Here is a 12,861-nt window from a genome sequence, read left to right on the forward strand (position 1 = left end):
TTTATGTTAGCGGCTTTATAACCTCGCATGAAAAAAAACTACTTTTTGGCTCTTTTGAGCTTTCTTCCTTTTCTTTTATCGGCCCAAACAGAATTCATCACCACATGGAAAACAGATAATCTAGGTGCTTCAGGGGATAACCAGATCACTATACCAACTTTTCCCGGAGAGACCTATAACTATTCTGTGGATTGGGGGGACGGCACTTCGGATGTTAACGTGACTGGAGACATAACACACACGTACCCAGTATCAGGGACTTACACGGTTAGTATAGAAGGACAATTTCCCAGAATCTATTTTAATGACTTTACATTTGGATTCGACACCTTTACTGGGGATGAGCATAAACTTTTAACTGTCGAACAATGGGGAGCCATTGAATGGACTTCCATGGAGGGTGCCTTTTCTGGGTGTTTTTATATGGATGTCGCTGCTTTTGATACCCCGGACCTTACCAATGTGACCAGCTTGGAGAGTATGTTCTATGATTGTTTGCGTATGGAAGGCAATGAAAGTTTCAATAATTGGAATACTACTTCAATAACCAACATGTATTCCATGTTTTCAAATACTTCATTCCATCAGAACATATCAAATTGGAATGTAAGCAATGTCACCAATATGGCATTCATGTTTCAAAGCTGTAATTTCAATGAGAACATTAACAATTGGAATGTGGGCAGTGTAACCAATATGTCATCCATGTTTGCCAGTGGAATCTTTAACCAACCTCTTTCAGATTGGGACGTTGGGAATGTTACGGATATGAGTTCGATGTTTGCAAGCACTTATTTCAATCAAGACATTTCACAATGGAACGTGGAAAACGTAACCACAATGAACAGAATGTTTGGGCAATCACAATTTGACCAGGATATCAGTGCTTGGAATGTGTCCAAAGTCAATGATATGGCATTTATGTTCGATGATTCTGACTTGTCAGACGCAAACTATGACAATATTTTGTTGGGATGGAGTCAATTGACATTTCTACAAAATGGTGTGTTTTTTGGAGCCAATAAGAATCAGTATTGCACATCGGAAATAGCAAGACAAAGGTTGATTGGGGATTATGGCTGGGTCATCTTGGATTATGGAAAGAATTGTGAGGAAAGCCGACCTTTCATAACGACTTGGAAAACCGATAATCCTGGACCGTCCGAGGACAATCAAATAACTATTCCAACGAACCCAAGGGAGCATTATAATTACCATGTGGATTGGGGAGATGGGACGACCGACCAAGGCGTAACGGGAGACATTACCCACAACTATGACTCTCCAGGGATATACACGGTGAAGATTTCGGGGAAATTTCCTGGACTGTTTTTTAACGGATCAACCAATATTTATTCTATAGCTCCCAAATTTTCAGACGATCAAAAGATATTGTCCATTGATCAGTGGGGCACTACAAGATGGCATTTTGTAAACTTTGCATTTGCGGGTTGTTCCAATTTGGACGTTAAGGCCAACGATATTCCAGACTTATCCAGAATACAATGGGGATTTGCGGGTATGTTTTTGGAATGTTCCTCATTAATGGGGAATAGTTCTATGAACCAATGGGATGTTAGTGAAGTTGACGATATGTCTTATATGTTTTTGGATGCAGAAAATTTTGATCAAGCCTTGGATAAATGGAATGTAGGTCAGGTTCGGTACATGGGTCGTTTTTTAGACAATTCAGGCATCAGTATAAGAAACTATGATAAAACCTTAATGGGATGGGAGCAATTACCCACCTTGCAAAATGGGGTAGCCCTAAATGCTAATGTTGCCCAGTTTTGTATTTCGGAAACAGAAAGACAAAGTATTATAGATAACTATGGCTGGACTTTTGACGATGCAGGAAAGGCACCTGATGGTTGCGAGGATTACCAAGCATTTATCACCACTTGGAAAACAGATAATCCTGGTGCTTCAGGGGACAACCAGATCACTATACCAACTTTTCCCGGAGAGACCTATAATTACTCTGTGGATTGGGGGGATGGTACACACGATATCAATGTTACTGGGGATATTACGCATACTTATACCAACCCTGGCACATACGAGGTTTCCATTACAGGACAATTTCCACGCATATATTTTAATTTTTTTCCAGAAAACGACGCAAAGGATTATCAAAAATTGTTGACAGTCAAGCAGTGGGGTAATATCCAGTGGACTTCCATGGCAGATGCATTTGCCAGATGTGCCAATCTTAACATTGCTGCTACTGATATCCCTGATCTGTCCATTGTGGAAGATATGACCTATATGTTCCGGGGGTGTACCAATCTTGTGGGTAATTCCAGTTTTTCGCAATGGGACGTTTCCAGCGTAAGGGGTATGTTCGGTGTTTTTTTCGATGCCTCTTCATTCAATATTGATATTGGAAATTGGAATGTTTCCAATGTTACTGATATGGGCGCTATGTTCGCAGGGGCCTCATCATTTGATCAAGATATAGGGAGATGGGACGTTTCCAATGTGACTCGTATGGTGAATTTATTCAGTGGTGCCCTAGCATTTAATCAGGACATTGGGGACTGGAATGTGGCAAATGTTGAAGATATGGCTTATATGTTCAGGAGTGCCAATAGTTTTGATCAAGATATTTCTGGTTGGGATGTCTCCAAGGTGTATAGGATGGAAGGCATGTTCATGGGAAATCAGATTTTCAACAAAAGTATCTATGGTTGGAATGTTTCAAATGTAAGTAATATGGCGGTCATGTTCTTTGGTGCTTCCCTTTTTAACCAAGATATTGGTGGATGGGATGTTTCCAGTGTAACGGATATGGGGGCGATGTTTCAAGAAGCATTCAATTTTAATCAAAATCTAGGTAATTGGAACGTCTCCAATGTAACCAATATGAAAAGGATGTTCCTCGGCGCTCCGTTGTCTGCCAACAACTATGATAGTTTATTGATTGGTTGGAGTAATTTATCGAGTCTCCAGAGTAATGTTGTTTTTGGTGCTGAGATGAGTAAATATTGTAGTGCTTCCGCTGCTCGCCAATCCATTATTGACACCTATGGTTGGACCATCAATGATGCAGGAAATGACGGAGGATGTGCTTTTGTAACCACTTGGAAAACAGATAACCTTGGTATTTCAGGGGACAACCAGATTACCATTCCTACTTATCCAGGGGAAACTTATAATTACACCGTGGATTGGGGGGACGGTACATTCGATACCCATGTAACAGGGGATATTGTCCATACCTACACCAATGCAGGAACCTATCAAGTTTCAATTACGGGTATTTTTCCACGTATATATTTTGAAGCCGACATATCTGAAATTGACTCTTCACCTATTGGTCTTGATGACAACAATAAATTACTGAGTGTAGATCAATGGGGCATAAATCAGTGGACTTCCATGGAACGGGCATTTTATGGCTGTGAAAACCTACAAGTTCTTGCCGAGGATGTTCCTGACTTGACAAGGGCTTGGAGCATGTTTTCCATGTTTGCGTTCTGTACCTCATTTACGGCCAACCCATCCATTGGAAATTGGGATGTTAGTTCCATATCCCATATGATGAATATGTTTCTTAATGCAAAACTTTTCAATCAAGATATTGGTAACTGGGATGTTTCCAACGTTACCAATATTTCTTGGATGTTTTCTGGTGCCGAATCTTTTAACCAAGATATTGGCAATTGGGATATGTCCAGTGTAACGGATGCTCAATACATGTTTCAATCTGCTTTGGCCTTTAATCAAGATATTTCGTCATGGAATCTGGAGAGCCTACGTTCCATGAATGGAATGTTTAATATCGCCCGATCTTTCAATCAACCTATTGGCAATTGGGATGTAAGCAATGTATCGGGAATGAGCGGAGTGTTTACCAATGCTAGTTCTTTTGATCAATCCTTGGCCAATTGGGATGTGTCAAAAACAGGGTATCTGGGTGGTTTTTTTCAGTGGTCTGGAATGACAATGGAAAACTATGACAAAACCCTTATGGGATGGGCAGCATTGGAATCTCTTCAGAGCGATGTCATTATAGACTCCAGGGGCGTTCAGTATTGTGAAGGTGGTGAAGCCAGACAAAGTTTGATAGATAACTATGGTTGGATTATTACAGATGATGGCAAAGTACCATATTGTAATGAAGACAATGACAATGATGGGGTATTGGACCATTTGGACAACTGTTTGAACACCCAACCGGGCTGGGAAGTGGATTCCAACGGATGCGAAATAGTGCCCCATGATGCCCTACGGGTATATACCGTTACCCCAACTTGTCCAGGAGGTTCGGACGGAGTTTTAGAGGTATTCTTGGATGCTTCGGGATATGTCATGGATATTTCCGTGAGTGGATTTGGGTACTCCAATATGTTTTATGATGTGGTATCTGGACAACCACATACCATAGAGAATATCCCTGCCGGTTCTTATTCTGTGGCGGTATGGATCAATGAAATTCAATACCAGCAACATTTTGGCGTCACCATTAACGAGTTGGGTTCGGTAACCGGTAAGCGTATCCAATTGGACAATAAAACAGGTACAGCTTTCTATACGGTTTCGGGGAGCACCCAATATAAGGTGAACGTAAATGGGGCGGAACAAATATTCAGCTTTGAGGATGATGGGGAAAAATCCATCCAGTTGAACGGTCTTGACGGATTTAACGAAGTGTCCATTTCAGGTCTAAATGATTGCCAGGGAAGTTTGGAGGATAGCTTTTTCATTAAAGATGAAATCATGCTCTATCCTACCATCGTATCCAATGAGATATACGTTTTGGCCGATGCGGATAAATTGGATTTGGAAATCTATACGTTCTCAGGGCGTTTGATAAGGACAATTTCTAATATGGAAAGCAGGGCTTTGGATGTCAGCACCTTGGGTTCGGGCATGTACCTGGTCAAAATTATGGCGGATAACCGGGAAGAAACGATTAAGATTATTAAAAAATAGAAAATGAAAATATTAAGATATATAGGTTGTCTGGTTTTGGTGTTATTTGTAGGCTCATGTGGTGGCGGTGATTCTTCAGAACCAGAAACACCACCTGAAGAAACCTTGAACCCTCCAGGTAAAGCTGTGGGTACGCTTCCTACAAACGGAGAACCTTGTTCAGACTATTCCGAAGTTTCTGGAGACGATACTAAAGTCTTGATTTTATTCAAATGGAATGCTGCGGAATCTGCCCAAAATTATGATGTAATTATTTCAGAGGGGGGAAGCGAAGTGGCCAAGAAAAATGTAAGCGGTTTGGAAACAACCGTACCATTGGATAGGGGAAAAACCTATACTTGGCAAGTAAATGCTATAAATGGAGACGGGGAAACAAACAGCAACACGTATTCTTTTACAACCCCGGGAACCCCAGAGGGCAACTATGCACCCTATGCGGCACAAATATCGGTTGAGTTTTTAACAGAGACCTCGGAGATGTTGGTTTCTTGGATAGGTGAAGATGAAGATGGTGATACCCTTTCCTATGACGTGGTTATTTTCTGGGAGGGAACTACAGGCGAGACCTTCACCGAGCTTATGGAAACTACTTTTGAACCCGTTTCCTATATTCCGGGTACAGCTTATACCATCCAAGTGACCTCCAAGGACGCATCGGGTAATTTTTCGATTTCAATAGTAGAGGGAACGACCCCAGAGTAAGACTTATTGATTGAATTCCTCATCAATAATCACTTTGTCCGTGACTAGGTCCTGCAAATGGACTTTGGCTACTTCACCCGCTCCTAAAAACTGGAATCGCATTCCCGCAATGTCTCCCATGGATTCGTTGTAGCTTCCAGAAAAAATGGGTTGGTCCTCGAGGAAAACAGTCAACTGCTTTTCCTGTACCTCAAGGGTAAGGTTCCTAAATTCGGAGAGATCCATACCAAGGCTGGACAGGTCGTGCTTCTTGCCACTGAGGTACACATCGCTCATCATCACCCCAATTTCAGATACGCAACCGGGAATGGATGTACTCACAATCATACTGCTCTTGGTACCCAAAATAATGATCTGGGTTTTCTGGCAGACGGCCCATTTTTCGCGATAGTTGTTTTTTAAACGGATGGTGAGCCTAAAATTGTCCCCGGAAACGGTGCCAAAATCATTCACCAAATGGAAGGTTGATGAAATGGGTTGTTCACTGGTTTTTATCTCTTCCAATAGGGAAGGTGGAAAGGCCAATTTACCTTGGAGTATGTCAGCTCCATCCACGTATTTGGGTATAGGCTCATAATCCAGCGTGCCCAACCATCCCTCGGACTTGATGAATAGGTCGTGCTGCTTAATGGCTTTGCCATCCACCACCAACTTAGCCCTAAAATAGCCGGGGTAATAGTATTGTCCGGTAGCTTGTTTCTGTCCCATTTCCAAAGTAATGGTCTTGGTGGGATCCCAAAATTGCTGAATATAGATACTGTCGGATTGAATGGAATCGATATCCAAATCAAAGACCACGGAGTTGGGAAGGCCTTTGGCGAGAGGCCTGCTGTTGAAGTATACACTGGAGGTGTTCATTTCTGTATCGGGCTGGGAACTTTTTAAGGAGTAGAAAGAGATAAAAACCACGGCCATTACCGAAGCGGCCAACATGATAATGCCCAAATTGGAATTTACCCTGCCTAGCACTGAGATTTTTTTGGTGTCCTTGGTCTCATTCTTGAAATCCCTCCAATTTTCAAAACCCGCAAACTGGGCCAAGGTATTCAACGTGGTAATGCTCGGGGCACTTTTGTAGTTCACTTTGCCCCAAACACGCTTCAGGGTGGTTGGGCTCAATAGGACTTGGGTCTTATACTGGATTTTCTCGCTCAGTTCAGAAAAAACATCGTTGTGCCAATGTTCGGAAGGCCCCCAACCAAGGCTTTGTTCAATTTGGGACAAACATTTTTGCACTAATGGATACTCCGGATACATAGGCGAATATTCTTCTATTGCAAATGTTGGAAAAAATCCGATACATGAACCATAATGAATCAACTTGCACGGGATTGTTTCCGCAAAAACAAAGGAATACGGGACCTTTCGGCCATAAATCAATTCATCATGAAAAAAGCGAGCATTATCATCATAGCCCTTTTGGGCTGTTTTTTGGGCAAGGCCCAGGACATTATTCCTTTGGATACAATCAATTGGATCTTTGAAGCGGAGTCCTATATTTTGGAAGAGTTTAAGGGCAAAAAGTCCATTTACCTGCAAGGGGGTTCCATCATCCTAAAAGATGGCGATTTTTTGAACGGCACCATTGAGTACGACATCTATTTAAAGGAAGTACAGGCGTTTCCGGGGGTCTATTTTAGAATGAATGGTACCAATGCCGAACATTTTTACATCCGCCCGCACCAAGCGGGCAATCCAGATGCCAACCAAGCCATTCCCTTGACCAAAGGGATTTCCCCGTGGCAGTTGTACTATGGTGAAAAGTATGCCTTTCCCTATGAATACAAATACGATGATTGGACCCATGTGAAATTGGTGGTCCATGACGATAAGGCCCAAGTGTTTCTGGATTATTCAGAGGAACCGCACCTTTCTTGGCAATTGTTCCATGAATCGGTGGAGGGCGGCATCTCGTTGAATGGCGGAAATGCCCAAGGCATGCATTTGGCCAACATCCGAATTGATAAGACCAAGCACGAACTCAAGAATTTTAAACCATTGGACCGCAAGCCCATTGAAGGATTGATTCCCCAATGGCAGCTCTCTGATAAGTTTGAGGAACAACTTTTGGATGATCATTCCAAAATCCCACAAATCATTGCCGACAGGACTTGGAAGGAATCTGTTGAGGTAGAAGAAGGTACGGCCGCCAATATTTCCCGAAAAGTGGAACGCTTCAATGATACCCCCGGTAATACCGTATTTGCCAAAATTGAACTGGATGCAACATCGGATATGACCAAACTCTTTGAGTTTGGTTACAGCGATAGGGTGGTGGTCATCCTTAATGGCAAACCCATATATAAGGGCAACAATAGGTACCGTTCACGGGATTATCGCTACTTGGGCACTATTGGTCTCTTCGATGCGGTATATCTTCCCTTGAGAAAAGGAAAGAATACGCTTTTATTGGCCGTTTCGGAGGATTTTGGAGGATGGTTGGTCACTGGGAGATTTGTGGACACCAAAGGATTGAAAATACAATAACACATCAAAAAACGATAAAAAATGAACCTACGATTTCTAGTAATCGCATTAAGCTCTGTAGTAATAAGCTGTCATATGGCCTTGGCCCAAGATATGTTGGTAGCCACCAAGGTGAGTCAGCGAGCTAGTGTCACTCAACGAATTGGCACAACCGATGTAACCGTGACCTACAACAGTCCGGCTGCAAAGCAGCGCAAGATTTTTGGCGGCATAGTGCCCTACGATTTTGTAGTGGATGGGGTAGAATACCCATGGCGGGCCGGGGCCAACGAGAATACCACCATCAGCTTTACCCATGATGTTACGGTACAGGGAAAACCACTTGCCAAAGGCACCTACGGATTGCACATTTTTGTACAGGAAGGGGAGTGGACCTATATTTTTTCGAAGAACCATGAAAGTTGGGGAAGTTTTAGCTATGACCCCAAGGAGGATGCCCTTCGGGTTACAGCTACCCCTGAACCAAACAAATACAGGGAATGGCTTACCTATGAGTTCACCACAAGGGAGGCCGAAGAGGCTGTCTTGGAATTGCAATGGTCCACGGTAAAATGTGGCATTACTATCGGAACGGATGTCACTACCAATATACTTTCCGATTTAACATCCAAGGATGAGAAAACTTCTGATGACTACATCAAATTGGCACAATTGACCCTGTCCGAAGATGCCAAAAATGTGGATGCGGCCCTAAAATATGCCGAAAAATCCATCGCCATGGGAGAGGAGTTCCGTAACTTGATATTGAAATCCGAACTCTTGGCCAAAAAAGGAAAGGTGCAGGAAAGTAAGACCTACGAGCAGAAAGCATTGGAAGTGGGAGAGGGCTTTCCCTATTTTTACTACTACCCCCTAAGTTTTATGCTATTGGAGGGCAATCCTGAAAAAACCTTTGAAATCTTGTCCGAAATGCTCCAGAAAGACCCCAACAATTGGATTGCCAACCTGGCCATGGGAGAATACTACATCAAAGCAAAAAACCAAGAAAAGGCAACCTATCATTTTGGCAAGGCCTATGAGTTTGCTGGGGAGCGGTCCAAACCTTATGCCCGTTACATGTACCTATCCAATAGGTTGATATTGGACCAAATGCAATGATTACGATTGGGTACGGCTCAATCCACGAATGCCTGCTAAAAATGGTTTATGGAAAAGCAATGGGCTACTCTTTCGTTCAACCATTTTATACCTCATATATTTGCAACGTTTTGATTATAAAACTGTAAACCAAAATTATGAGTAAAGTAAAAGAGAACGACACGGTAAAAGTCCATTATACCGGAAAACTGACCAATGGGCAAATTTTTGACAGCTCGTTGCAAAGAGAGCCCTTGGAAGTAGCCTTGGGACAAGGTCAGCTTATCCCCGGGTTTGAAAAGGGACTTATTGACATGGCCGTGAATGAAAAGAAAACCATAACCATAGCTAAGGAAGAGGCCTATGGGGAGGTCAATGAATCGCTTTTTCAAAAAATATCCAAATCCCAGTTGCCCGAAGATCTTAAGCCCGAGGTAGGTATGGGCTTGGTGGGTTCCAATGCCGATGGACAGCAACAACAGTTCCGAGTGGCCAAAGTGGAAGCCGATGACATTATTTTGGACGGGAACCATCCTTTGGCCGGCCAAGACTTGGTGTTTGACCTGGAATTGGTTGAAATACTTTAGAAGACAACACCACATACACTCAACGTCTTATCCTTTTGGGTAAGGCGTTTTTTGTTTTATACACCATGAATTTTTAGAACAGCCTCCTTAAGTTCCATAAGTACATGGCAGGTGTTCTGCCGTTCCAATTCTGAAAAGGCATCTATGGGCAGGTAGTGGAACATGTAAACGGCCTTGTCCAGCCATTGGGCAAAGGAAAGCAGATTGCCCTCGTGGCATTCTTCAAAGTAAGCGAGGAGGGGGTGTAGGTCAAGTTCTTTAGGATTCATGGCACCATGTATTGGAATAAAGTTATCAACAACCAAAGATTAAGTTTAGATTTTATTTATATAAATAAAACTTAAATAAAGTTAATATAAACTTATATAAAAATATTCAAACTTCAAAGTCCTTGTTGCATTAATGGAAGTTCTGGTTATATTTTAACAAGTTTGAATTATATATTGTAGTATCTAAGAAGCATTATGGCAGATAGAATTAACAGAATAAAAGAAGTATTGGTAATTCAAGGAAAATCTCAAGTTTGGCTTGCAGAGGAACTTGGAAAAAGTACAACTTCGATAACAGCCATTTGCAACAACAAATCCCAACCGCATTTAAAAGATTTGAAGAAGATTGCTGAAATCTTGGATGTGGATATTCGGGAGTTATTGGTTTCCACTAAAGAATAATCATAATCAACATAGCGTCAGTTCAAATGTCAGGAAGTGCAAGGGGAATAGGAGTTTTAGTTGAATATTTCTCGGAGTTTCTACAACGGCTTTTTAAAGGAAATGGGGTTGAAGAATTAAGCAAGAAAAAACTAAATAAATTGCTCAAATCTCAAGGGAACCTAACTTTTGATGATATGATAAATATGTCATGGGGGAATTTGGCACCCAAGTTAGATGAAATCGGCACAAAGGCTCTGGATCAATTTGTACAATTCTCATATGAGAAATTCGTGATAGAAAAAAAGGAGTCAAATAAACAACTCGAAAAGCGGATATTTCAATTAATCGATTATCTGGATTCGGAAAGGGAGGGTTTTTCCCTTGAAAGAAATAACATCAGGAATTCAATAGCACATAAAGATTAAAGCAAGTATATAAAAAGAAAAGCTTGAGTGCTGTAAAGTCCTGATAGTTAAGATTTAAAATGAGTATATATTTGATAAAACCCCAACATTTCTAAGGTTTTTCTGCAATCCGTTCCGGCAAACATTTTTTATCTTTAAAGAGTCAGGATAGCCTTCTTGATTTTTCCCCCGAACATCTATTTGGTCATCAAAAAACAACGTCATGAGAAAATCGGGCACCAACAACGGCTTTAAACTGAACGTGATATCGGGCACCTATGTGGTGATGATGGGGTGGCACTTGCCCCAGAACCAGTGCGGGGGGCTTATGGGCTTCTCCATACACCGCGAGAGCCCTTCGGAGAACGAAGCCTTTTATTTAAAGGGCATGAAGGTCTTTCCCGAGACCGACCCGGGATTTCCTCCGGGATCCATGTACGAGACCAGCAAACAGCCCATACAGGGGTTCCAATGGTCCGATTATTCGGCCAAACCGGGACTTACCTATACCTACACGGTCACGGCCTTGAAAGGTACCCCGGCCAATCTACAGGAGTTTAGTTCTGTTTCGGTGGACATTACCACCGAGAGCCCCGAAAATGGCAATCAGGATGTTTATTTCAACAGGGGCATAGCCGCCTCACAGGAATACGTGCGCCGTTTTGGGGACCAAAGACCGGAAGATGTGCCCAACGACAAAGCTTTTGAGTGGCTGTCGCGAGGGTTGTACGAGGCTTTGGAGAGCTATATCAATAGTTGTACGCCCGGAACGGACGAACTCTACGTTGCCGCCTACGAATTTTATTATGACAAGGTGTTGTTGCTCATCAAAAACGCCATTGATAGGGGAGTAGTGGTAAAATTTGTGTACGATGCCCGCAAGGACAGCCCAAAAATTAAAAACCAAGAGGCCATGGTCACTTTTGGGTTGGACACCCATCCCTTCGCGCTTGAAAGGACCAGTCCAAAATCCTATATCTCCCACAACAAGTTTATCGTAAAAGTGACCAACGGCGTGGCGAAATCGGTCTGGACCGGGGGCACCAATTTTTCGGAAGGGGGCATTTATGGCCATTCCAACGTGGCCCATGTGGTAGAGGATGAGGCCGTGGCCCATAAATTCAAACTGTATTGGGATGCCCTGGTGGAAAAACCTGAAAAGAGCAGTACCCTTAAACAACGGGTGGAGGCCCTTTCACCGCTTCCTGTCAATAACCTGACCGACGGCACCCATGTGGTGTTCAGCCCCAGAAAAACCATCGATGCGTTGGATTGGTACGCACAATTGGCCAAAAATGCCCAAGAAGGGCTTTTTATGACGTTTGCTTTTGGGATGAACGATGTGTTCAAGGATGTTTACGAAAATGGACAGGCACCGTTCAGGGTCGCCCTGTTGGACAAACTCACCCGTGGTTTCCGGGACCCAGCAGACAAAGTCGCAGAAGTGAACCGAATGCAGCTCCTTAGAAACAAAAAGGAAAATGTGTTTGCCGTGGGCAATTTTGTCCGAACCCATAAAATAGATGGTTGGCTCAAGGAGAAATTGACCACCTTGAATTTCCACGTGCGTTACGTGCACAACAAGTTTATGCTGATAGATCCCTTGTCGGATTCCCCCATTGTAGTGGCGGGTTCTGCAAATTTTAGTGAGGCTTCGACCATTAAAAATGATGAAAACATGGTGGTGGTCAAGGGCAATACCCGGGTGGCCGATATGTATCTGGGAGAATTTATGCGCTTACATACCCACCATGCTTTTAGAGAATCGTTGGCATGGCGTAAACCAGACGACCCACCCAGACCTTTGAGCACGGGCAATTGGTGGCAAGATTATTTTGGGGAGACACCAAGGTCTATCCGTAGGCGGTTTTTTGCCAGATTGAATGAATAAGTTGATGTTGGTGCCCTATTTTTTATGTAAGTTGTTGTAAACCAAAACTATTGTTCAATTGTATTAAATCAGTAAATGTTATATTTACGAACCTCAAAGCTTTTTAATTTCCGAACTTCTCC

The 12,861-nt window shown here is 42.7% G+C and carries 10 protein-coding genes; 8 read left to right on the forward strand and 2 right to left on the reverse strand.

From position 1 onward, the window contains the following. The first annotated feature begins 27 nt into the window (after positions 1-27). Complete coding sequence (locus ACP14V_RS08040; RefSeq protein ID WP_272610093.1) at positions 28-4,938, forward strand: BspA family leucine-rich repeat surface protein; 4,911 nt, start codon at positions 28-30, stop codon at positions 4,936-4,938. 3 nt (positions 4,939-4,941) lie between these two features. Beyond that, positions 4,942-5,640 carry a hypothetical protein gene (locus tag ACP14V_RS08045; RefSeq protein ID WP_272610094.1) on the forward strand — a complete coding sequence of 233 codons (699 nt, stop codon included), beginning with the start codon at positions 4,942-4,944 and terminating at the stop codon, positions 5,638-5,640. Positions 5,641-5,643: 3 nt separating this feature from the next. On the opposite strand, the gene ACP14V_RS08050 is transcribed toward ACP14V_RS08045, so the two are convergent. Further along, the gene (locus ACP14V_RS08050) at positions 5,644-6,864 is read right to left on the reverse strand and encodes a hypothetical protein (protein ID WP_272610095.1); all 1,221 of its coding nucleotides are present in this window, start codon (positions 6,862-6,864) and stop codon (positions 5,644-5,646) included. Positions 6,865-7,026: 162 nt separating this feature from the next. Between ACP14V_RS08050 and ACP14V_RS08055 the strand changes: the two genes are divergently transcribed. The 3 genes from ACP14V_RS08055 (at position 7,027) to ACP14V_RS08065 (ending at position 9,791) form a co-directional block, all read left to right on the forward strand. Continuing rightward, positions 7,027-8,127, forward strand: a complete 1,101-nt coding sequence (locus ACP14V_RS08055; protein ID WP_272610096.1) for a hypothetical protein — start codon at positions 7,027-7,029, stop codon at positions 8,125-8,127. A gap of 21 nt (positions 8,128-8,148) precedes the next feature. Beyond that, positions 8,149-9,225 (forward strand): DUF2911 domain-containing protein, encoded by a 1,077-nt coding sequence (locus ACP14V_RS08060; RefSeq protein WP_272610097.1) that lies wholly within the window; start codon positions 8,149-8,151, stop codon positions 9,223-9,225. A gap of 137 nt (positions 9,226-9,362) precedes the next feature. After that, on the forward strand, positions 9,363-9,791 hold the full coding sequence (locus ACP14V_RS08065; protein WP_272610098.1) for an FKBP-type peptidyl-prolyl cis-trans isomerase: 429 nt from the start codon (positions 9,363-9,365) through the stop codon (positions 9,789-9,791). A 56-nt stretch (positions 9,792-9,847) separates the two neighbouring features. On the opposite strand, the gene ACP14V_RS08070 is transcribed toward ACP14V_RS08065, so the two are convergent. Then, positions 9,848-10,060, reverse strand: a complete 213-nt coding sequence (locus ACP14V_RS08070; protein WP_272610099.1) for a hypothetical protein — start codon at positions 10,058-10,060, stop codon at positions 9,848-9,850. A gap of 195 nt (positions 10,061-10,255) precedes the next feature. On the opposite strand from ACP14V_RS08070, the gene ACP14V_RS08075 reads away from it, so the two are divergent. From ACP14V_RS08075 to ACP14V_RS08085, 3 genes are all read left to right on the forward strand, one after another. Beyond that, positions 10,256-10,462 (forward strand): helix-turn-helix transcriptional regulator, encoded by a 207-nt coding sequence (locus ACP14V_RS08075; protein WP_129652394.1) that lies wholly within the window; start codon positions 10,256-10,258, stop codon positions 10,460-10,462. Between the two features lie 26 nt (positions 10,463-10,488). Then, on the forward strand, positions 10,489-10,869 hold the full coding sequence (locus ACP14V_RS08080; RefSeq protein WP_272610100.1) for a hypothetical protein: 381 nt from the start codon (positions 10,489-10,491) through the stop codon (positions 10,867-10,869). Positions 10,870-11,071: 202 nt separating this feature from the next. Then, a complete protein-coding gene (locus ACP14V_RS08085; RefSeq protein ID WP_272610101.1) occupies positions 11,072-12,739 on the forward strand; it encodes a phospholipase D-like domain-containing protein in 1,668 nt (555 codons plus the stop codon). Positions 12,740-12,861: the final 122 nt, after the last annotated feature.

The sequence above is a fragment of the Flagellimonas alvinocaridis genome (assembly GCF_965248585.1).
GTDB classification, from domain to species: domain Bacteria; phylum Bacteroidota; class Bacteroidia; order Flavobacteriales; family Flavobacteriaceae; genus Flagellimonas; species Flagellimonas alvinocaridis.

Excerpts from the sequence above, each read along its gene's own strand:
- ACP14V_RS08040 (WP_272610093.1), top strand. The coding sequence starts at position 28 with ATGAAAAAAAACTACTTTTTGGCTCTTTTGAGCTTTCTTCCTTTTCTT.
- ACP14V_RS08045 (WP_272610094.1), top strand. The coding sequence starts at position 4,942 with ATGAAAATATTAAGATATATAGGTTGTCTGGTTTTGGTGTTATTTGTA.
- ACP14V_RS08055 (WP_272610096.1), top strand. The coding sequence starts at position 7,027 with ATGAAAAAAGCGAGCATTATCATCATAGCCCTTTTGGGCTGTTTTTTG.
- ACP14V_RS08060 (WP_272610097.1), top strand. The coding sequence starts at position 8,149 with ATGAACCTACGATTTCTAGTAATCGCATTAAGCTCTGTAGTAATAAGC.
- ACP14V_RS08065 (WP_272610098.1), top strand. The coding sequence starts at position 9,363 with ATGAGTAAAGTAAAAGAGAACGACACGGTAAAAGTCCATTATACCGGA.
- ACP14V_RS08070 (WP_272610099.1), bottom strand. The coding sequence starts at position 10,060 with ATGAATCCTAAAGAACTTGACCTACACCCCCTCCTCGCTTACTTTGAA.
- ACP14V_RS08075 (WP_129652394.1), top strand. The coding sequence starts at position 10,256 with ATGGCAGATAGAATTAACAGAATAAAAGAAGTATTGGTAATTCAAGGA.
- ACP14V_RS08080 (WP_272610100.1), top strand. The coding sequence starts at position 10,489 with ATGTCAGGAAGTGCAAGGGGAATAGGAGTTTTAGTTGAATATTTCTCG.
- ACP14V_RS08085 (WP_272610101.1), top strand. The coding sequence starts at position 11,072 with ATGAGAAAATCGGGCACCAACAACGGCTTTAAACTGAACGTGATATCG.